The sequence below is a fragment of the Pelosinus baikalensis genome (assembly GCF_020819555.1).
Taxonomy (GTDB): Bacteria; Bacillota; Negativicutes; order DSM-13327; family DSM-13327; genus Pelosinus; species Pelosinus baikalensis.
This window is the reverse complement of record NZ_JAJHJB010000002.1, coordinates 58,186-80,532: the sequence shown is the minus strand read 5'-3', so window position 1 is coordinate 80,532 and position 22,347 is coordinate 58,186. Positions and strand designations below refer to the sequence as shown.

Sequence of the window (22,347 nt, the reverse complement as noted above, 5' to 3'; positions counted from 1 at the left end):
CTCTCTGACTAGTTCTTTTTTTATTTTACCCCAAAGCATAGTGAATCCCAAAAATATAAATTTTACTAAATTTTAACAGATCGTCATATTTTTGTCACATCTTTATAGTATCCTAAATTTGGGAAATACAAACAAATTACAAATTTGGAAAAACATTATGATGAAAAGTATTTAATACTAGGAAACTAATTCTAAGAGTTGCATATATTGATAAGGTAGTGAATTTTTAGATTATGAAAGGATGATATATAAATAGTAATATTTTACCTTATTGAGAATAGAATGGATATTATGCGAACATATAGTTTATATGAAGTGTCATGGAGGATGATATTGTGAATAAACAGTTAGCGCGAATTGCAGAGTTAGAGCAGCTAATCATAGCTGCTGGCTATCATCCTGCTCAGCTTAACGACATTACCAGAGAAGTCATTGGAACCACTCATTTAGATGCTATTACTCGTGAACAGAGTTGTGAATTAATCAAAACATTAGAATACTATTGCGATTTTGCTAAGAGGTGCCAAAAAAGCAAATTGTAGAAGGTGAGATTGGAGACCTCTAATGAGGTCTTTTTACCTTTCTTGGTCTTGAACAGAATATTATGATAATTGTATTTATACAGATGAATTGAATTTTTGATAAAACGGCACGTAGGAGGTTTTTTAGTGAAGTATGTTATTCATATTGTTGTTGTAACTGTATTTGTAGTAAGTATGGCTATGCATGTTGTTTGGGCAGAAGAATATCGCCTTGGTCCAGGTGACATTCTTACTTTTGGAGTATGGGGCTATGAAGACTTACAGGTCAAAGAACTTGCAATCAGACCTGATGGAAAAGTTGCTTTTCCTATTGTTGGGGAAATTGACGCGTTGGGAACTTCTACAGGCCAATTGACAGAACTACTCACTGAAGGTCTCAGCCATTATATCAATGATCCTAAAGTAACCGTGAATATTATTAAATTTCGCACAATCCGGGTCTATGTACTGGGTGAGGTAGTTAAACCGGGGATGTATGAACTGGAGAAACAGCATAATTTACTTGATGCTCTTGGTGCAGCTGGAAGTTATACCCGAAATGCAGCCAAGAAAAAAGTCTATATCATTCGTAAAGATCAGACAAGTACTCCGGTAAAGGTAAATTTGATGAACATATGGGAAAAAGGAGATATGACACAAAATTATGCACTAGGTGACGGAGATGTAGTATATCTTTCTAATAATGGTAGGATCAATTTTACTACTGATATTCTCCCATTTGCCATGGGTAGCTATTATGTGGGACATATGTAACGATTACTTTGTTAATAATCTTCTTGGAGGGAAAAGAGTGGAAGAAACAATAGATCTAAAGGAAGTCCTAAGAACTATTAAAAAACGCCGCATTTTAATTAGAAATGTATTTGCAGTGATGGTTATAGCTACAGTGGTAGTGAGTTTTCTCATTCCCCCTACCTATGAAGCTGAAACGACTTTGCGTGTAAAGCAGCCCAAAGGGCTGGCTGATTCCCTACTGGCTGATCTACCAATGGGGAGTAGTACCAACACCAAGCAGTTAATGATCACCTACGCTGAAATTTTAAAAAGCCGAACGGTGGTAGAAGCAGTTATTAATAAGACTCAGGCTGACAAAGAAGAAGTACCTGATTATGAAGAAATGCTTAAACGGATTATGACTGTACCTGTAAAAGATAGTGAATTATTAAAAATAAAAGTAACGGCAAAATCAGCAGAAGAAGCACAGCTTGTTGCTAATACACTAGTTGATACATTTACGGAAAGAATGACCTTGCTGGTACGTTCTGAACAGTCGGAAGTGCGTAAATTTATTGGCGAGCGAATGGTGGAATCAAAAAAGGAACTGGAAAAGGCAGAAAACCGATTGGAAAAATATAAAACGGATGAGAATATTGCAGCCCCGACAGAAGAAACGAAAGCTATAGTGGAAAGACTTTCCTCTATTAGCAAGCTATCAGCAGAAAACGCGGTAGCATTGGCATCTGCACAGGCTAAAGTTAGTAGTGCGAATAAAGAGTTGGCAGAGGAAAAACCAGGGTTTGTAGCTGATAGTCCGCTTATTCAGCAATACAAAGGCAAGTTAGCTGATTTAGAAGTCCAGTTGGTAACATTGTCTCAGAATTTTACAGAAAAGCATCCTCAGATAATGTCTACCCGTGCCGCCATTATGGAGACGAAGGCTAAACTAAATATGGAATCAGCCAGTGTGCTGAATGCAGAATCTCCCTCCATCAATCCTATACACTTAGGACTGTTACAAGGAAAGATTGAAGCAGAAGCCGACATTGCTGCTGGCAGCGCACAAAAGGAAGCCATTAGCAAAATAGTAGCAGACAGTGAAAAAGAATTGAATAAGCTGCCTGCCAAGGAACAGGGACTGGTGCGTGTGATGCGTGATGCTACTGTCGCGCAAGAAATATATGTCATGTTAGCAAAACGCCATGAAGAAGCTCGGATAAGCGAAGTCATGCAGCCTACCGATGTACAGGTCATTGACGTGGCTGCCATACCGATTAAACCGATTAGTCCGAAAAAGACCTTCAATGTGATTATCGCCGCCGCACTTGGCTTATTTATCGGTTTAGGACTAGCTTTTATGTCAGAATATATGAATAGAACGGTGAAAAGTGTTGAGGATGTTAGAGATTATCTTACTCTTCCTGTGTTAGGGAGTATTCCTCACTTTGACAGCGAATCGAAATTGGCAGTGAATCATGGTATGTGGGCGAACGTAAAACAGCTAGTAATGGCTAAGACCAAAAAGGGAGAACAATGATGGGTGTTGATAAATACAAGCTTATTGTACACGAACAAGCCAAATCTCCAATTGCTGAGGCATACCGTACCTTAAGAACGAATATTCAATTTTCTAAAACAGATGGTCAACTACAAACGATCTTGTTTACCAGCTCTGGACCGGATGAGGGGAAATCAACTACCATGGCAAATACAGCAGTGGCCTTGGCTCAGTCTGGCAAGAGAGTTATTATAATGGACTGCGATCTTCGGAAACCGGTCCTGCATAAAATATTTGATAATAAAAATCGCGGCATTACGAATTTTTTAGTTGAGGAAATTTGTGCTGAAGATTTGATCCAAGAGACACAGGTAGAAAATCTCAGAATATTGACCAGTGGGCCGATCCCGCCTAATCCCTCAGAATTACTGGGGTCTAAAAAAATGCAGGGCTTATTCAATTATCTCAAAGAACAGGCAGATTATTTAATGATTGACTCACCGCCGGTAATTGCTGTTACAGATGCCTGTGTACTGGCTTCAAAGGTTGATGGTATTGCCTTAGTTGTCAATTCCGGTACGGTTCGCCCCGAAATGGCCCAAAAGGCAAAGGATTTACTGATAAAAGCCAAAGGACATCTGTTAGGAGTCATTTTGAATCGTGTAGAAATTGAGGAAGAGTATGGTCATTACTACTATTATTATGGTAGTGATACTACTAAAATAGCGAAATAGATATCTGGTTACATATAATAAATTTAAACTGAGGTGATTTTGTGCAAAGTCGATTTCCTATGCTGGGAAAGTTAATATTATTAATTGGCGATATGGGACTACTGGTATTGGCAACTTATTTGGCAGTTTTTATAGTCTTTTATGACCGTACCGCGCAAATGGATTTTCCTATGTATTACAATATGACTCCGGTCATGATTGTTACTGCAGGTATTTTGTTCAATATAAACGGGCTCTTTTCACTATCCCGGAAAAAGTTCAGCGAACTGTTACTAAGCCTGGGAGTGGCACTGTTTAATTTATTGGTTGTTATGATGGCTATCAGTTTTTTCTTAAAAGAGTTCGGTTATTCGCGCAGTGTATTGTTTCTTACAATGATGCTGCAGTTTACAATGCTGGCAGCTTGGAAATATATCTTTTGGCAGGCAGAGCGGGCTTTAGGAGCACGTAAAAACACGCTGCTGATTGGCAATCCAATGGAGTGTGTAAGGGTCATTACCCGCCTGCAATTTCAGCCACAGCTAAACTATCATGTGCGTTATGTTTGTACGGATTGTGAGAGTGAGACTTGGAAAAATGTAAATGAAGACATTGACTTAATGATCGTTTGTGCTGAATTGAGTTTGAAAGATAAGGCCGAAATCGTGCATTATTGCCATGCCAACGGTAAACAGGTCTTTCTAATTCCGAACATGTACGAGATATTCTGCAGTGGCGCAGAACTGGATAAAATTGATGATATTCCTGTCTTCCATCCCTGCTACCTAAAGCCGGCATTAGAGCAGCGTACTTTAAAACGAATTCTTGATATAGCTGTGTCGGGAGCGGTTCTATTCTTTCTATGGCCCTTACTCATGCTCGTGGCTATTGCGGTAAAATTGGATAGTCCAGGGCCCATATTATACAGCCAAGTGCGGACAGGACTTGATGAACAGGAATTTAGAGTTTATAAGTTTCGCAGCATGCGTGCAGATGCGGAAAGCACTACTGGCCCAGTGCTAGCAGGAGAAAATGATCCGCGGATTACAAGATTGGGGAAATTCTTGCGTGCTACCCGCATTGATGAGCTGCCTCAGCTCTTTAATGTACTGCTGGGCGATATGAGTATTGTGGGGCCTCGCCCGGAACGGCCGTTTTTTGTGGAACAATTCAAGGCAGAAATACCTGAATATATATACCGCCACAATGTCAAACCAGGAATTACAGGCTTGGCGCAGGTGTATGGCAAGTATAATACGACGCCGTATAATAAGCTGATTTATGATTTGATTTATATACAAAAATGCAATGTGCTGACGGATTTGGTTATAATGCTGCAGACCGTAAAGGTGCTGGTGACTAAAAGTAGTACCGAAGGGGTTAAAAGCAGCCATGCTGATCTGTCCAGGTATGAGATAGATCAATTAGGATAACAGAAAAGGTTGTGATGTATGAAGGTTTCCAAAGATATTCGTAATTTGCTAGACAATACTATTTCATTTTCGGTAATACAAGCCTTACGCTATATCATACCTATGGCGACAATTCCCTACCTGATTAGAGTCCTAGGAGCGGATATTTTTGGTGCAATTGCTTTTGCCCAGGCTATCATGATCTATTTCTCGTTACTATCCGACTATGGATTTAACTTTACTGGACCGAGAGATATATCAATCAACAGGGACAACCTTAAAAAGGTATCAGAAGTATTTAGTTCAATAATGGTCATTAAAGTAGCATTAACAATAGTCGGATTATGTATCTTATTAGTGTGTTTAGCTACGATCCCAAGGTTGCAAGAAGAGAATACGTTACTTGTATTGTCATGCTATGGAGTAGTAGTTTCTCGTGCCTTATCGGTAGGCTGGCTGTTTCAGGGGTTTGAAAAAATACGCTATTACGCGATAATAGCTGCTGTTTTTCAGTTTGGATATGCGGTAGCTGTATTTATACTTGTGAAGAATGTTGACGATTTTTTGCTAGTACCAATTATTAATTCTGCAAGTCTTATAATAGCGGAAGCACTTTCACTTATTGTTGCAATCAAGGTATTTAATTTACAAATAGTAGTACCTAGTATAAGTAGAATTCGAATTCAAATTAAGGAGGGTTTTCATTTTTTCTTATCTCAATTATCGCTTTCGTCTTATACTGTAATGAACTCTGTATTATTAGGTTTTTTCACAACGAATCGTGTAATAGGATACTATAGTGCAGCTGAAAAATGCATTCGGGCATTAGAGGGATTATTGCAGCCGGTTGTAAATAGCTTATATCCCTATATGGTGCGTACTCAGAATCTATCATTACTTAATAAAATTATATGTGTTACAAGTTTGGCTGGTATCTTATCAACTGTATCTGTTTATTTTTATAGCAATTTATTAGTAGAAGTACTCTTCGGAAAAGGATTTGATTATAGTGCGGATCTATTACGGGTTTTTGTTTTAGAGTGGGTTATAGTATTTCCTTCAGCAATAATTGGAACTCCGTATCTTGTTGCATTTGGTTATCCTGAATATTTTTCTAAAAGTAATATGTTGGGAACTGGGGCTTATTTTGTGGGGGTGATAGTTATATATTCCCATATTGATCCCATGAATATTATTATTATTACTCTTATTTCACATGGGATTGTATTAGTATGGAGGTTGTTTGGTGTTTTTCAGCATTTGTCTCCACTAAAATTTAGAAGGATAAGTAGGTGACTTGGAATGCAAAGCTTCATTTTGATGATATACAGGGTACTATTTTATCGACCATTTCGAAGGATATTTTTGTTGTTTATAGCAAAATTTGAAGGTGGATGGTTTTGGTCTGCGACTATTCGCAACATATTTAAACTGTACCATGGTATTGATGTTGGTTATGGTACATACGGTGGCGCCTTTGACACAACAAAGATTGCTGGCGGAACTGTATTTGGTAACTACTGTTCTATTGCGCCGAATGTATATGTGTTTAATGGAAACCACCCTTTGGCATTTTTTTCTCAGCATCCTATTTTTTATAATCCCAAAATAGGCTTTGTCAATGAGGAACAAATACCTCGTACTAAGTTGATTATCGGACACGACGTATGGATAGGCGCAAATGCAATTATTTTGCCTTCGGTAAGTAGGATAGGCAATGGAGCTGTAATTGGAGCTGGAACAGTTGTAACCCGTGATGTTAAGCCCTATGAAGTGGTTGCAGGTAATCCAGCAAGGCATATTAGATATAGATTTGCGCCGATTGTAATAGATCGCATTGAGAAGAGCTTATGGTGGTTTTTGACTAAAGATGAATTGCAAAAAGCAACACCAAGTCTATGTAAATTAACTCATGAAAATGAGATAAGGAGTTTCGAATGAATAAACATACCGCCGTATTATTAGGAGTAAGCTTAGAATCCGCAAATCGAGGAGTTAACGCTCTAGCGATAGGATCACTTAGCTTCATTGAACATATCACTGGAATAACAAATGTGGCTATTATTCGACTTGGTAAAGAAGATAGTATTTCCAAAATAGAAGTATTACTCAACGGATCAACAAAAGATATAGTTTGTTACTATATTTCTAAAAGGACCTTCTTAAGGTCGCTTTGGGAACTTGCAACGTCTAGGCCGCAGAATAAAATATCGAAGCTTATCGTCAATGCTGAATATATTTTTAACGTTAATGAAGGCGATAGTTTTAGTGATATATATGGGTTAAAAAGGTTTTTAATTTGTTTTGGGAATTCGCTTTTGGCAATACTCCCTAAAAAGAGGCAGGTTTTTTTACCACAGACAATAGGACCTTTTAGTTCTTCATTAGGAAAGTTTCTCTCACGCTGGATTTTAAAGAGAGTTCCACAAATATATGTTAGAGATGAAAAAGGGGTAGAGTATTTAAGGGGGGCTGGACTAAATTATAAAACCCACATTGATATGGCTGTATTCATGGAGCCAAAGCGGGTTGGTATAACGGTGCCAGCTGGTACTATAGGAATAAATGTTAACGGTTTACTTTACTTCAACGGTTATGGAGAAATTAAAGGAAAATTTGATACCTATAAAGAGTTATTATATAAAATAATATGTAGTCTTTTAGAATCTGATCATAATGTTTTGCTAATTCCACACACATATGATGCAGAACAACCGATTTGGGAAGACGATTTAGTAGCAATTAAAGATTTAGCAAAGATGATTGGACATTCAAAACTCTCATATCTAGATAAAAACTATGATGCGCAAGAATTAAAATATATAATTTCTCAGACGGAGTTCTTTTGTGGTTCGCGAATGCATTCATGCATTGCGGCACTTTCGTTGTCTGTACCGACCATTGGACTTGCTTATAGCTATAAATTTGAAGGTACTTTTAGAATGTTTGAACAATCAGATTATGTTATGGATATTGATAATTTGCAACCAAGTAATATTGACTCAGTTGTATCAAAGATTCTTTCGAAAATAAGCAACTCAGCGGTCATTAAGCAAAGTTTGATAAAAAATAATATTGAAAGGAATTACACAGTTGTTGAGCAATAATGTGAGTAAAGTAAATAAGACCAGGCTGTGCCATGGCTGTGGTGTCTGTTTTTCAGTTTGTCCAGCTGAAGCTATTATCATGAAAAATGATGGTCTTAATAATTACCCATCTGTTGATGAACGTAAATGCACTTCTTGCGGCCTGTGTTTGCAAGTATGTTCAGGCATAAATATTAATTGTGAACGCAGCATGTCTTTTAAGCAATTAGATTGTGAAGAAAAGTATTACATGGGGTATTCTGATAATAGCGAGCTAAGACAAAAAGCTGCTTCAGGTGGTGTAATAACTCAGATACTAACTAGCTTAATGTCTAGCGGTGAAATTGAAGGAGCTGTTATTGCAACTCCTGGAAATCAGTTAGAGCAAATAAACGCTGTTTTAGTGGAAGACGTTGAGCAAATAAAAGGTTGTTCATCAACAATATACTATCCGGTATCTAGTTGTGCTGTAATTAAAAAGTTATCGCCTTCTAAGCGATATGTTTTTGTTGGAAAGGGATGTGATTTAGATTCCTTAAGCAGGTTGCAGAAAGTTCACCCTTGGTTATCTAAGTCAATTCATGCAAAGGTTGGATTAATGTGTCATCATACCCCATATGCAAAGGCCACAGTAGAGTTACTTAAATCCCACGGATTTGATGACGTAAATAAATGTAGTATTAGGTATCGGGAGAATGGATGGCCTGGGAAGACAGCAATTTCGGATGGAAACAGAGAAGTTCGATTAGAGTATAGCCAATCTTGGGGAAAACATTTAGGCTTATCAAGGAATATGCCTTTTCGATGTATGTGCTGCACAAATGGGATGGCTGGGCATGCCGATATTGTTGTCGGGGATGCTTGGAAACTGAAACAGAGCAATGATAATTCTGTAAAGGGAACCTCACTTATAGTATGTAGAACTCAGAATGGTGAAAGTATCTTAAAAAGGTTCAATACTTCTGGACAGCTGCATTTAGATGAAGTGAAGTATGGTTTTGTTACTGAATGTCAGTCTAATCTCATTGCTAAGAATACAAAAGCAAGTTATTGTCTGCTACTCCTAAGACTACTAAATAGCAACGTGAATTTTGAAAATTCTTTTAGTCAACAATGCAGCAACATCCGACCGCGGGACTTTTTTACCATAAGAGGGATAAAAAATCAGCTTTCGGCAATTAAGGCAATTTATATGTATAAGATTGGGAAATTTGACTGCTAGAATAAGGGGGGAAAACGTTGGATAAAGTGGGAGTAGTAGTTTTGAATTATATTAATTATACTGACACAATTCAATGTGTGAATTATCTTTGTGCTCAAAGTGGAGTTGAATTAGAGATAGTCGTAGTAGACAATAACTCTCCTAATTCTTCTTATGAAATTATTACCCAAGCATTTTCACATCAGAATATTGATATTATTATAAACACCGAGAATGATGGTTATGCAAAAGGTAATAATTTAGGTCTTAGGATTTTATGTGGGAGAGATGTAGACTGGTTACTAATAGTAAATCCAGATACTTACTTTACTGACAAATATGCTATTAAGAATATGATTAAACAAGCTGTTGGTCTAGTAGATGCCGGTATTATTGGTCCCAGAGTGGTAAAGGAAAATGGACGAACAATTATGCCATATTTTAACCAGCCTAATTTACTAAACCTGCTTTTCGAAGACTATGTCAGAATGTTGCTATATCCAGTGTGGTATATTGTTGAAAAATATATTAAGAGACCGTTTAAAGTGTTCCGGGTACATGGCTGTTGTATGCTTGGTCCTACAAAAGTCTGGCAACAGGCGGGATTCTTAGATGAGAACACTTTCTTGTACTGGGAGGAAACGATTTTTTCGTATAGGGTAAAGCTGCTAGGGTATAAGACGTATTATGTTCCTAATGTTGAGCTTGTTCACTGTCATGATATAAGATTGTCAGATTTGAGTACTACAAAACTTAGATTTGAGTTGGAAAGCCTCAATCACTTTTTGCTAGCCTACATGAGATATGGAGCTTTTGCAAGGAAACTTGTTAAGCTCGTTAGGCTTACCGGGTATAGTATAAGGAGTTATGCTGCGTTTCTGGTTTCACGGTTATTAAGCAATATATCTATACGAAAGGCGCAATAAGATATGCTATTATCAATTGTTGGTGACTTAAAAAGATGGAATTTTTCAGAGTTGTGTTTAGGTTTCTACCTATTATTTTTATTTATCCTTAGAGAAGAAGTATTTCAAATTACAAGTATAATCGAGTATTCAACTCCTCAATATATTTATTACGACTGGTTTAAGTTCGCAGTTAGTTATTTGTTTGCCCCAATTTTATTTTGGTTTATATTAAGAATTTGCCTACTGCGCGAAATTAAATATTTAACTTTAAAGGTTATTGTGTTTTGGAGCTTGTTGTTAATTGTTAACTATCTGAAGGCATATGTTATAGGGGATTATTTTTCTAGTGAATTAATTATTCTACAGTCGATTAGTATAGTTGCAATAATTATAGTTATTGAAACATTTAGAATGGATAGTTTGAAACAATTATGGGAGTATGGTGTTTATATTCATCTTGCAGGCCTTTGGATAAATATTCTATTTAACCTAACAAAAATTAGCAATCGATTTAATGCACAGAATATGGATGTAGGTGGAACGGGACTATTATTAACGATTTTCATCATCTATTTATGGTTCGTTAAAAGAGAGCGAGGCGTATTTAAAAGTCTGTTTTTAATACTTTCTATTTTCTTCACTGGTTCGCGGATTGGACTCTTAATTATTGCTGTAATATTCTCTATATTATTTGCTAGTAGTGCTCGTATAGAGAAATATACATACAAATCAATACTGTATGTGATAGTTTCTATTACTGTTCTTATTGCTGCAATAGCAGGCTCAGCAGACCTCTTACTTAACAATGAAATGGTGGTAAGAAACTTAAGTACTTTTTCGTTGGATTTTTATCAAGATCAAGACGAATCAGCTCAAGGGAGATTATTATCTCTTATTACTGGCTTTGAAGTTATAAAACAACACCCGTTCGGTGTCTATAATAGTGCGTATTCACTGCAATATGTAATGCAGGAAACAGGTTACCCAACATTTGCTCATAGCACAGTGGTATCACTCTATATAGTTTGGGGTCCCTTCGCAATATTTATGTACTATGCACTTACTAAGCTAATAGTAAGGCTGAAACGAAATAAAAGTAATTATTTTCCTGTAATTATGGCCTTAGTAGTTATGTTCATCAGCACCGGGGGTCCAATGGTTAACTGGAAAATTAATTGGTTTCAGGCAATTATATGTTATCTTTCGTATAAATCGTTATGTAATGGTAGAACAAATCAATTGCCAAATTAAATTACGTATTGATAAGCAATTGCAATTTAAAAAAGGAGTATTACTATATTGAAAGTTTTATTAGTTGGCTTTAAATTAAGCGTGGGAATTGAACCCTATCTCAACATCATAGCTAAAAATTTGCAAGCGAAGCGTATCGAAATAAAGCTATGTATTGAGAAGAAAGTTGCTGATAAATGTAAAGACGGATATGGTATTGGATTAGGTGGTAATTCGGTTCAAATGCTAAAAGATACTTTAAACGTGCTAAATTATTTTAATTATGCAAAATTGCTAATTCATGAAAAGCCTACTGTAGTATTCTTTGTATCGTCGCATCCTCTGAACTCTATCGCGATATTAATAACGCGAATATTTGGCTCTAGAGCCACTATTGTATCGCAGATACACGATCCGCTACCACATAGTGGAACAAGTTATGGAATCTTCATACTTATATCCCAAATACTTCAGTGTTGGATTAGTGATAAAATTATTGTCGCCGGAAAAAAATTAAAGGAAAATATAAAGAAGTATTACTTATGTTCAGAAAATAAGATTCATGTTATGCCTTTGGGTACCTTTAGAGAGGAACGAAGTAATAGTGAGGAACATACTGAAGAGAAAATATATATTCCCACACTAGGACGAATCGAAGACTATAAGGGGATAGATGTATTCCTTAAATCTGCAGGTATTATTCTTCGCATGATGAAGGATAAGGGGATAAATTATAAATTTTTGATTGCAGGTTCTGGTGATTTACAAAAGTATAGCAATTTAATAGAGAAAATACCCCAAGAATATCTAGAAATAAAGAACTATATAATCTCCGATGAAGAGTTTGATGATATTTTAAAAAAATCGTATGTTTGTGTACTGCCATACAAAGATGGAACCCAATCTGGAACGACTGCAATTTCTTACTATAATGCGTGTCCAGTAATAGTAAGTAATGTTGGGAGCTTACCTGAATGTGTACAAAGCGGGGAAACCGGGTATGTTGTTGAACCAAATAATCCTGAGCAACTTGCAGAAAAGATTACATTGCTATTGGAAAATAACAATCTCCAGAGAAAATTAGCAAATCAATCGTATTCATACTACAAAGAAAATTTTAGGTGGTCTAATATAACAAATACTCTGGTTAGTGTTTTTAAAGAATAGATTATTGTATGAACATGTACCTGTCGTCGAAGTCCAATAGCAGTAAATAATGTACTGGTTAGATTAAAGATAAACTAATTATAAGAGAGGGAAAATAGCATGAAAACCATTTTTGTTACAGGTGGCGCCGGTTTTATAGGTAGTAATTTCATTCATGAGGTCTTACAGAAGCAGACTATAAAAATCATTAACTTAGATAAGCTAACCTATGCGGGAAATTTGGATTCATTACGGGACGTTGAGAATGACCCGTACTATACCTTTATTCATGGTGATATTTGCGATAAGAAGTTAGTTGAAGAGATATTGGCGGATTATCAGCCTATTGCTATTGTGCATTTTGCAGCAGAGTCCCATGTTGATCGTTCGATTGACGGTCCGTCTGAGTTTATTCATACGAATATTAATGGTACTTTTTCTCTCCTGGAGGCAGCTAGAACATATTGGTGCGATCTGGCTAGAGAAAGGAACTTGCATTTCCGTTTTTTACACGTTTCAACAGATGAGGTATATGGTACATTAGGCGAAACTGGATATTTTACCGAAGAAACACCTTATGCCCCTAATTCGCCGTATTCGGCATCTAAGGCTTCTTCGGATCATCTTGTAAGAGCTTATCACCATACTTATGGATTGCCGGTATTGATGACTAATTGTTCGAATAATTATGGACCGTTTCAATTTCCAGAGAAGTTGATTCCGTTAATGATATTAAATGCTTTGGAGGGTAAGCCTTTACCAGTGTATGGCACGGGACAGAATGTGCGGGACTGGTTGTATGTGGAAGATCATTGTCGGGCGATTTTAACGGTGCTAGAAAAAGGGATACCCGGTGAAAGATACAATATTGGTGGACATAATGAAAAAGCCAATCTAAGTATTGTACATACTTTATGTGATATTCTTGATGATAAAAGTCCTCGTGCAGATGGAAAGTCATATCGTGAGCAAATTACATTTGTTACAGATCGGCTGGGGCATGATTTGCGGTATGCTATTGATGCATCTAAGATTCAGAAAGAACTGGGATGGGTACCGGTAGAAACCTTTGAAACTGGGATTATGAAAACGCTAGAGTGGTATTTGGGAAACCGGGAATGGTGTCAGAGGGTGACTGATGGCAGTAATCGAATAAAACAGCTAGCCAGTGAAAAATTATAAGGGGGATAGGACATGGCAATAACCAAAGGAGTTATTCTTGCCGGTGGGTCAGGCACTCGTTTATACCCAATCACAAAATCTATCAGCAAACAACTTGTGGCAGTTTATGATAAACCCATGATTTATTATCCCCTAAGTACACTTATGCTAGCTGGAATTAAAGATATTTTGATTATTAATACGCCTCATGAACAGGAATTTTTCTATCATTTACTTGGTGATGGTACTCAATGGGGGATTAATTTGTCTTATGCTGTCCAACCTAGTCCAGACGGATTAGCTCAGGCGTTTTTAATTGGGGAAAAGTTCATTGACAGTGACCCTTGTGCTTTAATCTTAGGAGATAACATCTTCTATGGGTATGGATTTAGTCAAAAATTACAGCATGCTGCTCAGCAGGATTCGGGTGCATCTATATTTGCTTATTGGGTCAAGGATCCTGAACGTTATGGGGTAGTTGAGTTTGGTACAGATGGTCGGGCTGTAAGTTTGGAAGAAAAGCCTGAAAGACCAAAATCCAGCTATGCAGTTACAGGTTTATATTTTTATGACAAAAGAGTAGTGGATTTTGCTAAGTCCTTGAAACCATCTACTAGAGGGGAATTAGAAATTACTGATTTAAATCGGTTGTATTTAGAACAGGATGCATTACGTGTTGAAACTTTGGGACGTGGGTACGCTTGGCTGGATACTGGTACTCATGATTCTTTGTTGCAAGCATCTAATTATATTGGAACAATACAGGAACGACAAGGGTTAATGGTTGCTTGCCCCGAAGAGATAGCTTATCGGATGGGGTATATTTCGCGTAGCGATTTAGTTACATTGGGTGATGTCATGAAGAAAAATGGATATGGAAAATATTTATTGCAGTTGGCTGGGGAGTAATATAATCCGCTTATTAGGTTTTTTTCAGGAACTTGGCATCAGGGAAAATATGATTCAATAAAAAATAGATTGTGGCTTGTGTAAAAAGGAGTGTTAGTTGATGAATATTTTAGTTACTGGAGGAGCTGGATTTATTGGCTCTCATGTAGTAGAAAAGCTTTTAATGGAAGAATGTCATGTTGTTGTTATAGATAATTTAAGCACCGGAATTAGAGGCCATGTGCCTGCAGGTGTAAAGTTTATCCAAATGGATATTTGCAGCGAAGAACTGCTAGATGTATTTACGAAGGAACGTTTTGACGCTGTCATTCATTTGGCAGCCCAGACTATGGTACCTGTATCTCTAAATAAGCCTGACTATGATTGTCAGGTTAATCTATTGGGTACTGTTAATATATTGGAAGCATGCCGCAAAACGGGTGTGAAAAGAGTGGTGTTTTCATCTACTGCAGCGGTATATGGTGATGTAGATAATGTACCTATCGTGGAAAGTGCGGCAACTAGACCTACTTCTTTTTATGGGTTGAGCAAGTTTAGTGTAGAAAAATATTTACAAATGTATCAGCAGATATTTGGTCTGGAATATGTAGTCCTGCGGTATGCCAATGTATATGGCGAACGTCAGGGAGATGGAGGAGAAGGCGGAGTTATTAGCATTTTCACTCGTAAAATTAATCAAAATGAAGTTTTGAGTGTATATGGTAATGGTGATCAGTCTCGTGATTTTATCTATGCCGGTGATGTGGCGGCAGCGAATTATCGGGCGCTTATGACTTCACATGTGAATGGTATATACAATATTAGTACGCAGACCGAGGTTAGTGTAAATCAGTTGATTAAAATATTGGGGCAGATTGCTGGCAGAGAAGTGCAAAAACAATATTGTCCAGTACGACAAGGAGATATATACCGATCAGCGCTTTCGAATCAAGCGGCACGGGAAAAGCTTGGATGGCAGTGTGAGATGCTACTAGTAGATGGTTTAGCTCGAACGTATAGAGATATTAGAAAAGGGGTATGACCTTGAAAATAATAATTCTAGCAGGTGGCGGTGGTACACGGCTATTTCCACTGTCCCGTACTTGTTTTCCCAAGCAATTTATGAAAATTGGCGATGAGCAATCTCTATTAGCTCAGACTGTTATGCGGTTTGTGCCAGTGGCAAAGGCGTCGGATGTGGTGATTGTGACCAATCAGGAATATCTTCATTATGTCAAGGCAGAGTTAGCCGCTTGTGGCATGGAAAAAGCACATATTATATTAGAGCCTGTAGGGCGTAATACGGCCCCTGCGATTGCTTTGGCAGCAAGTTATTGTATAGATAAATTAGGTGCGGGTGAAGAGGAAGTCATGTTTGTTACACCTTCAGATCATATTATCCGTCAGAATGACCTTTTTATACAGGCTGTCGGGCAGGCGGAGGAAATGGCTAAACTGAATCATATTGTTACTTTTGGCATTAAACCTGATAAGCCTGAAACTGGATATGGATATATTGAAGCTGGTGAAGTTTGTGGTTGTGGCTTTGCAGTACGTTCTTTTAAAGAAAAGCCTGATGAGGCGACAGCTGAGAAGTATTTGGCAGCGGGTTCCTATTATTGGAATTCTGGTATGTTTGGTATTACTATGGGGCAAATCATGAGAGAATTACGAACGCATCAACCGGAGATTTATCAATTAGCAGCGGCCAGTTATGCAGATACCTTAGCTCAATTTGAAGTTATGCCTAATATTTCTATTGATTATGCGGTGGCTGAGAAGTCTGATAAAGTAGTGACCATCCCGTTATTGGCCTATTGGAATGATATTGGCTCATGGGATGCTATTTATGATGTATTAGATAAAGATAAGAATGGTAATGCAGTGAAGGGAGACTGCATACCTCTTGATTGCACTAATACACTAATGTTAGGACGTAGTCGTTTGATTGCTGGTATTGGACTTGAGGATCTGCTAGTAGTGGAAACGGATGATGTCATAGTGGTGGCTAAGAAAGGTGAGTCTCAGAAGGTTAAGAATTTGGTAAATGAATTGAAGGATCGTGGTCGCCCTGAAGCAGATGAGCATACTACCTTATATAGACCGTGGGGTAGTACTTCGGTGTTGGGTGAGGGACCTGGGTATAAGATGAAGCAAGTTAAAGTCAATCCTGGACAAGGACTGAGTTTACAGATGCATTATCATCGTAGTGAGCATTGGATTGTCACGAGTGGTACTGCTCAGGTAACCCTTGGTGATGAAGTAAAAATGGTCCATGAAAACGAAAGCGTCTTTATCCCTATGTCTACAAAACATCGTCTGGAAAATCCAGGGCGTATTCCATTAGAGATCATCGAGGTGCAGAATGGCAAGTATCTGGAGGAAGATGATATTGTACGATGCGCGCCACCCCTCTCTAGAGGGGAATGGAGAGAGAAAAAGAGAGTGATAAAATAGGTTTTGTATAAGCATTAATATTCAGATGTGTAATGAGATCTCGCTTATGTGTTGCTATACAATGAATTGTAATAAAAATTTCTATCTGAAGTAACGAAAAATAAGAGAGTAACAGTCAATTATGACTGTTACTCTCTTATTTTTTGCATACAAGTTTTGAGGAAAGGTCAGGGGTAATCCTGGACAAAGGCTGAGTTTATAAATGCATTATTATCGTAGTGAACATTGGAAATAGTGAAGAAGTATAATAATAAATGGTAAAAAATAGAATAGATGTTTAATGTTGGTGGTAATGCTGGTATAATTTATGTTGTATAAAACTATTAAAAATGAAGTAAAAGGGGATTACATGCAATGAAAAAAGTGGCATTAATTACAGGTATTACAGGACAAGATGGAGCTTATTTAGCTGAATTATTATTAAGTAAAGGGTATATTGTACATGGTATTAAACGGAGAAGTTCAATGTTTAATACTGATAGGATTGACCATTTATATCAAGATACTCATGAGAGTGCTGTAAATTTATTTTTGCACTATGGTGATCTTACTGATTCAACGAATCTAATTAGGATTATTCAACAGGTTCAGCCCGACGAAATTTATAATTTGGCAGCACAGAGTCATGTTCAAGTTTCTTTTGAAATGCCTGAGTATACAGCTAATTCCGATGCTTTGGGAACATTGCGTATCTTAGAAGCCATTCGTATTTTAGGATTGGCTAAGAAGACTAAGTTTTACCAAGCGTCAACTAGCGAATTGTATGGATTAGTACAAGAGACACCACAGAAAGAAACGACACCCTTTTATCCGCGCAGTCCCTATGCAGTAGCTAAACTATATGGGTATTGGATTACCGTAAATTATCGTGAGGCATATGGTATGTATGCATGTAGTGGTATTTTATTTAATCATGAGTCACCATTGCGAGGGGAGACTTTTGTTACCCGGAAGATTACTCGTGCAGTAGCTCGTATTAAACTTGGCTTACAAAGCAAATTATATCTTGGCAATCTCGATGCCAAGCGTGACTGGGGCTATGCGAAAGATTATGTAGAGGCTATGTGGCTGATTTTACAACAGGAGAAGCCAGAGGACTTTGTTGTTGCTACAGGTCAGACACATAAAGTACGTCATTTTGTTGAAGCGGCATTGCGTGAAGTGGATATTGAGGTTGAATGGCAAGGTAGTGGTGTAAATGAAAAAGGGTTCGATAGGGCAACAGGTAAAGTCTTAGTAGAAGTTGATCAGCGTTACTTCCGTCCAACAGAAGTTGATTTATTACTTGGAGATCCGACAAAAGCCCAAAAAAAACTAGGCTGGCAGCCCAAGATAACCTTAGCAGAATTAGTATCCATGATGGTACAGGAAGACTTAAAATCTGCAACACGTGATGTATTGTGTGAGAAAAATGGTTTTGAAGTACGTCAATATAATGAATAGAGAAGGTGAGTGCTATGGAAAAAAACGCAAAGATCTATGTTGCCGGGCATCACGGATTGGTTGGTTCAGCGATTGTTCGTACATTAGATAAAGCCGGTTATCGTAATGTAGTAACTGCAACAAGACAAGAAGTGAATTTGCTGAACCAACAGTCAGTAGCAGACTTTTTTGTCCAGGAAAAACCAGAGTATGTTTTTTTAGCTGCGGCAAAAGTAGGTGGAATTATGGCGAATTCTAGCTATCCTGCAGATTTTCTTTATGAAAATCTTATGATTGAGACAAATAGTATCCATGAGTCTTGGAAAAACAATGTAAAAAAACTGTTATTTTTAGGTAGCTCATGTATTTATCCTAAAATGGCTAAACAGCCGATAAGAGAAGATTCACTGCTAACTGGACCGCTGGAACCTACTAATGACGCCTATGCTATTGCAAAAATTGCCGGTATAAAAATGTGCCAAGCATTTAATCAACAGTATGGCACAAAATACATATCTGTAATGCCGACCAATCTTTATGGACTTAATGATAATTTTGACTTACAAACATCACACGTTTTTCCTGCATTAATACGTAAGTTTCATGAGGCAAAAATCAACCATGATCCTTGTGTAACGGTATGGGGAACGGGAACACCGGTGCGCGAGTTTCTGTATGTTGATGATTTAGCGGATGCGTGTGTTTATCTTATGAAGCATTACAATGCTAGTAAGATTGTCAATATCGGTACTGGAATAGGCGTGACAATTAAAGAATTAGCCCAGAAGATAAGCTCAGTGGTAGGATATCAAGGAGACATTGTTTTTGATTCATCCAAACCAGATGGAACTCCTATTAAAATCAATGATGTATCATTTCTAGAAAGTTTAGGCTGGAAAGCCCAAGTTGATTTGGATAAAGGTATTGGACTTACCTATGAATGGTTTTGTCAAAAAGTATATAATAGAAAATCTATTTAACAAAATGTAAGAAAATAACATAGTTTACAAAAAAAGGTTGACATTTTTTATATCAAGTATAGAATTATAAGTAATTCATGTAATATTTTTACATAAATTACTTATAATTCTTATAAATTAGCAATTTGAAGGAGGGGCTATGAAAAAATACATACTGCAGTCAGTTTTTTGCCTATTTTTATTAATTTTATATCCACATACTGGCTTTGGATCAGATTACATACTGGCAGAGGGGGATGTATTGAGCATCCAAGTAGTAGGATATGACAGTAGAGATAATCCGGAAGATTCGCTGAGTGTTCCTGAAGTTACAATTCGACCAGATGGCAAGTTCTCTCTTCCCATGGCTATTGAAGTGCAAGCAGCAGGCTTGTCTGTCAGCGAACTTACTCTAATGATCAAGGAAAGGTTAAACTACTACTTGGAAAATCCTTTAGTAAATATTAATCTAAAAAAAATGCATACCACCCGAGTGTACGTATTGGGGGAGGTCACTCATCCAGGTTTATATGAAGTTGAAAAAGGTCACACTTTGATGGATGCTATCAGTTTATCAGGCGGCTGGACCACGGATGCTGCGAAAAAGAAAATCTATATTGTCAATAAAAAACAGCAGGGAAAGCCTCTAGTCGTTAACCTGTTAGATATTATAGAAAAAGGGCAAACCCAAAAAAATTGCACGTTACAAGATGAAGATATTGTATTTGTAGATAATAATCACAAAATTAACTTTTCACAAGATATTCTTGCTCTAATATCTCCATTATATCTTATTACTAATTGGAGTGATAAGTAACCGTAAGGGGCCAGAGTATTGTAGACGTAAAAAGGTTAGGGGTATAGTGACGTATGAGTAGAAAAATGGAATTACATGATATTGTAAATATGATAAAAAGACGGTTTAAATGGATTTTACTATCAATGACAGGGGCTATCGTGTTTGCAATAGTATTTAATATGACTGCAGCGCCAATCTATGAATCAACAGTGAGTCTGCGCGTAAAATACTACCATGGACCTAATGTTCCTTTCGCGGCTATAGCCCCGGAAGAACAGCTTAAGCAGCAGATCAATACGTATGCTGAAATCATTATAAGTAAAACCGTAATTAATGAAGTTATCAACAGAGGCTATGCAGATATAGATGAATTTTATCGGCCTAGTTACGAACAAATGGTACGAATGATTTCGACACAACTGGTTAATGGGACAGAACTTCTTGTTATAAAGGTTCGGGCATTATCGCCGGATGAGGCGCAAATCCTGGCAAACACTGTTCTTGAAGTATTTCGCGACAAGCTAACTGAAATTGAACGCAGTGAAGGCAAAGAAGCCAGGATTTTTATCGGGGAGCGTATGGAAGAAGCAAAAAAAAATCTGTCTGCAGCGGAACAGGCAATGGTAGATTATAAAAAAAGTCATCAAACGATATCAGTTAGTGATCAAACAAGAAGCGTCGTTGAACGGCAGGCGGAAATTAAAAGGGGGATGATTGACAATCAGGTTAATCTCAAAACCGCACAGGCTAAATTAGTGAATGTAAATCAGCAGATAAGCCAGCAAAATATTGGGTTTATCGCCAGCAATCCCCTAATTGAACAGTATAAAACCCAGCTGGCAGACAAAGAAGTTGAAATGGTTGGGTTGAGAAAAAACTATACGGCCAACCATCCTAAAGTTATCTCTTTGCAAGCGTCTATCGAAGAAACGAAAAATCGGCTAAAGGATGAGATCAATAAAATATCCAAATCAGAGTCTTTGTCGATGAATCCAATCTATCAAACTCTTTTACAAGGAAAACTGCAAGCAGAAGTGGATATTGCTGTAGGGGTAGCGCAAAGAAATGCGATCCAGATAGCAGCTGCATCACAAGAACAAGAGATGGCACTAGTACCTGAAAAAGAACAGGGTTTAGCCAGATTGATGCGGGATTATACTGTAGCGGAAGAGTCGTATACCACGCTGGCAAAACGATATGAACAAGCTCGTGTTGAAGAAGTTACGCAGCCTACTAACATTCAGGTTGTTGATAGGGCTGACCTTCAACCTATCCCGGTCAGACCTCGTAAAGCTCTTAATATTATTTTTGCGGCCTTTATCGGCTTGTTTATGGGATTTTCCGCAACTTTCGTAAGCGAGCGTTTAAATAAAACAATAGATACTATTGAAGATGTTCGCCGATATCTTGGGGTATCTTTTATTGGTAGCATTCCTGCAGAGAATGTAAAACCGGAACCTCAGTGGAAACGGCTCATAAGTAAAGTAATACCAATCAGGAAGGAGAAGACAACGAGATGTTAATCTTAAATCAGCATATTTTAAAAGACCGTGAACAATCTCCTTTGTCCGAAGCATTTCGTAATATACGAGCAAATCTGCTGAGAATTCAAGAAGAAGATGGGAGTAAGGTATTTGTATTTACCGGATTCTGTGCAACAAATGGATGCACGATGACGGCGGCAAATACGGCCGTTATACTGGCATATGCAGGAAAACGTGTGGTACTGGTTGAGGCTGATTTACGTTCTCCTATATTACATCAAGTCTTCGGATGCCAAGATATAGGGATAACAAATATTGTTAATGGTACGAAAACTCTCCCCGAGGTATTGAAAGAGTCATCGATTCCAGGCATGAGCATATTACCCAGCGGGCCATTGATCATAAATCGGCCGCAAACTTTTTTGTCTGATCCAACTGTAAAAGAAGTATGGACGACGCTGAGAGAAGAATTTGATTATGTTATTATCAACACTTCGCCCATACTCTTTCATTCCAATAAGGTATCATCAGATGCGTGTATTTTAGCATCACGTGCAGATGGGATTTTTATAGTGATTGATGCAGAAATGGTGAAAGTTAAGGCTGCACAGCTAGGGATGGAACTTTTAAAAGGGACTAAAACCAAAATCCTGGGAACGATATTAAATAATGTAAAAGACGATAGTCAATTTATGTACTATACATCTTTGTAGTGAGGAAGTGT

General features: G+C 37.5%; 21 protein-coding genes. All 21 read left to right on the top strand.

Translation table 11 applies throughout. The features are described from left to right. Positions 1-335: 335 nt before the first annotated feature. The 21 genes from LMF89_RS01850 (at position 336) to LMF89_RS01750 (ending at position 22,336) form a co-directional block, all read left to right on the top strand. Positions 336-542 carry a hypothetical protein gene (locus LMF89_RS01850; protein ID WP_229533633.1) on the top strand — a complete coding sequence of 69 codons (207 nt, stop codon included), beginning with the start codon at positions 336-338 and terminating at the stop codon, positions 540-542. A gap of 126 nt (positions 543-668) precedes the next feature. After that, positions 669-1,295, top strand: coding sequence for a polysaccharide biosynthesis/export family protein (locus LMF89_RS01845; protein WP_229533632.1), 627 nt, complete (start codon positions 669-671; stop codon positions 1,293-1,295). 37 nt (positions 1,296-1,332) lie between these two features. Next, complete coding sequence (locus LMF89_RS01840; protein ID WP_229533631.1) at positions 1,333-2,796, top strand: GumC family protein; 1,464 nt, start codon at positions 1,333-1,335, stop codon at positions 2,794-2,796. Then, positions 2,793-3,491 (top strand): CpsD/CapB family tyrosine-protein kinase, encoded by a 699-nt coding sequence (locus LMF89_RS01835; RefSeq protein ID WP_229533630.1) that lies wholly within the window; start codon positions 2,793-2,795, stop codon positions 3,489-3,491. The genes LMF89_RS01840 and LMF89_RS01835 overlap by 4 nt, the downstream gene beginning before the upstream one ends. Positions 3,492-3,532: 41 nt before the next feature. Beyond that, complete coding sequence (locus LMF89_RS01830; protein ID WP_229533629.1) at positions 3,533-4,903, top strand: sugar transferase; 1,371 nt, start codon at positions 3,533-3,535, stop codon at positions 4,901-4,903. Positions 4,904-4,921: 18 nt separating this feature from the next. Further along, positions 4,922-6,178 carry an oligosaccharide flippase family protein gene (locus tag LMF89_RS01825; RefSeq protein WP_229533628.1) on the top strand — a complete coding sequence of 419 codons (1,257 nt, stop codon included), beginning with the start codon at positions 4,922-4,924 and terminating at the stop codon, positions 6,176-6,178. A 72-nt stretch (positions 6,179-6,250) separates the two neighbouring features. Beyond that, entirely contained in the window at positions 6,251-6,823 is a 573-nt protein-coding gene (locus tag LMF89_RS01820) for a CatB-related O-acetyltransferase (protein ID WP_304622592.1), read from the top strand. Then, the gene (locus LMF89_RS01815; protein ID WP_229533626.1) at positions 6,820-7,989 is read left to right on the top strand and encodes a polysaccharide pyruvyl transferase family protein; all 1,170 of its coding nucleotides are present in this window, start codon (positions 6,820-6,822) and stop codon (positions 7,987-7,989) included. The genes LMF89_RS01820 and LMF89_RS01815 overlap by 4 nt, the downstream gene beginning before the upstream one ends. A 1-nt stretch (position 7,990) precedes the next feature. Beyond that, on the top strand, positions 7,991-9,190 hold the full coding sequence (locus LMF89_RS01810; protein WP_229533625.1) for a Coenzyme F420 hydrogenase/dehydrogenase, beta subunit C-terminal domain: 1,200 nt from the start codon (positions 7,991-7,993) through the stop codon (positions 9,188-9,190). Between the two features lie 26 nt (positions 9,191-9,216). After that, positions 9,217-10,095 carry a glycosyltransferase family 2 protein gene (locus tag LMF89_RS01805; RefSeq protein ID WP_229533818.1) on the top strand — a complete coding sequence of 293 codons (879 nt, stop codon included), beginning with the start codon at positions 9,217-9,219 and terminating at the stop codon, positions 10,093-10,095. Between the two features lie 3 nt (positions 10,096-10,098). After that, complete coding sequence (locus LMF89_RS01800) at positions 10,099-11,328, top strand: O-antigen ligase family protein (RefSeq protein WP_229533624.1); 1,230 nt, start codon at positions 10,099-10,101, stop codon at positions 11,326-11,328. A gap of 48 nt (positions 11,329-11,376) precedes the next feature. Beyond that, on the top strand, positions 11,377-12,474 hold the full coding sequence (locus LMF89_RS01795; RefSeq protein WP_229533623.1) for a glycosyltransferase family 4 protein: 1,098 nt from the start codon (positions 11,377-11,379) through the stop codon (positions 12,472-12,474). Positions 12,475-12,573: 99 nt separating this feature from the next. Then, positions 12,574-13,635, top strand: a complete 1,062-nt coding sequence (rfbB, locus tag LMF89_RS01790) for a dTDP-glucose 4,6-dehydratase (protein ID WP_229533622.1) — start codon at positions 12,574-12,576, stop codon at positions 13,633-13,635. 12 nt (positions 13,636-13,647) lie between these two features. Beyond that, on the top strand, positions 13,648-14,523 hold the full coding sequence (gene rfbA / locus LMF89_RS01785) for a glucose-1-phosphate thymidylyltransferase RfbA (RefSeq protein ID WP_229533621.1): 876 nt from the start codon (positions 13,648-13,650) through the stop codon (positions 14,521-14,523). Between the two features lie 100 nt (positions 14,524-14,623). After that, positions 14,624-15,544, top strand: coding sequence for an NAD-dependent epimerase/dehydratase family protein (locus tag LMF89_RS01780; RefSeq protein ID WP_229533620.1), 921 nt, complete (start codon positions 14,624-14,626; stop codon positions 15,542-15,544). A 2-nt stretch (positions 15,545-15,546) separates the two neighbouring features. Continuing rightward, positions 15,547-16,959, top strand: a complete 1,413-nt coding sequence (locus LMF89_RS01775) for a mannose-1-phosphate guanylyltransferase/mannose-6-phosphate isomerase (protein ID WP_229533619.1) — start codon at positions 15,547-15,549, stop codon at positions 16,957-16,959. Positions 16,960-17,313: 354 nt separating this feature from the next. Continuing rightward, positions 17,314-18,402 (top strand): GDP-mannose 4,6-dehydratase, encoded by a 1,089-nt coding sequence (gene gmd, locus LMF89_RS01770; protein ID WP_229533618.1) that lies wholly within the window; start codon positions 17,314-17,316, stop codon positions 18,400-18,402. Positions 18,403-18,416: 14 nt separating this feature from the next. Next, the gene (fcl, locus tag LMF89_RS01765; RefSeq protein WP_229533617.1) at positions 18,417-19,361 is read left to right on the top strand and encodes a GDP-L-fucose synthase; all 945 of its coding nucleotides are present in this window, start codon (positions 18,417-18,419) and stop codon (positions 19,359-19,361) included. A 139-nt stretch (positions 19,362-19,500) separates the two neighbouring features. Continuing rightward, the gene (locus LMF89_RS01760; RefSeq protein WP_229533616.1) at positions 19,501-20,157 is read left to right on the top strand and encodes a polysaccharide biosynthesis/export family protein; all 657 of its coding nucleotides are present in this window, start codon (positions 19,501-19,503) and stop codon (positions 20,155-20,157) included. Positions 20,158-20,210: 53 nt separating this feature from the next. Continuing rightward, entirely contained in the window at positions 20,211-21,662 is a 1,452-nt protein-coding gene (locus LMF89_RS01755) for a GumC family protein (protein ID WP_229533615.1), read from the top strand. Next, positions 21,656-22,336 (top strand): CpsD/CapB family tyrosine-protein kinase, encoded by a 681-nt coding sequence (locus tag LMF89_RS01750; protein WP_229533614.1) that lies wholly within the window; start codon positions 21,656-21,658, stop codon positions 22,334-22,336. The genes LMF89_RS01755 and LMF89_RS01750 overlap by 7 nt, the downstream gene beginning before the upstream one ends. The last annotated feature ends 11 nt before the right edge of the window (positions 22,337-22,347 follow it).

Coding starts and splice junctions, on each gene's coding strand:
- LMF89_RS01835 (WP_229533630.1), top strand. CDS start 2,793: ATGATGGGTGTTGATAAATACAAGCTTATTGTACACGAACAAGCCAAA.
- LMF89_RS01825 (WP_229533628.1), top strand. CDS start 4,922: ATGAAGGTTTCCAAAGATATTCGTAATTTGCTAGACAATACTATTTCA.
- LMF89_RS01815 (WP_229533626.1), top strand. CDS start 6,820: ATGAATAAACATACCGCCGTATTATTAGGAGTAAGCTTAGAATCCGCA.
- LMF89_RS01800 (WP_229533624.1), top strand. CDS start 10,099: ATGCTATTATCAATTGTTGGTGACTTAAAAAGATGGAATTTTTCAGAG.
- rfbB (WP_229533622.1), top strand. CDS start 12,574: ATGAAAACCATTTTTGTTACAGGTGGCGCCGGTTTTATAGGTAGTAAT.
- rfbA (WP_229533621.1), top strand. CDS start 13,648: ATGGCAATAACCAAAGGAGTTATTCTTGCCGGTGGGTCAGGCACTCGT.
- LMF89_RS01780 (WP_229533620.1), top strand. CDS start 14,624: ATGAATATTTTAGTTACTGGAGGAGCTGGATTTATTGGCTCTCATGTA.
- gmd (WP_229533618.1), top strand. CDS start 17,314: ATGAAAAAAGTGGCATTAATTACAGGTATTACAGGACAAGATGGAGCT.
- fcl (WP_229533617.1), top strand. CDS start 18,417: ATGGAAAAAAACGCAAAGATCTATGTTGCCGGGCATCACGGATTGGTT.
- LMF89_RS01760 (WP_229533616.1), top strand. CDS start 19,501: ATGAAAAAATACATACTGCAGTCAGTTTTTTGCCTATTTTTATTAATT.
- LMF89_RS01755 (WP_229533615.1), top strand. CDS start 20,211: ATGAGTAGAAAAATGGAATTACATGATATTGTAAATATGATAAAAAGA.
- LMF89_RS01750 (WP_229533614.1), top strand. CDS start 21,656: ATGTTAATCTTAAATCAGCATATTTTAAAAGACCGTGAACAATCTCCT.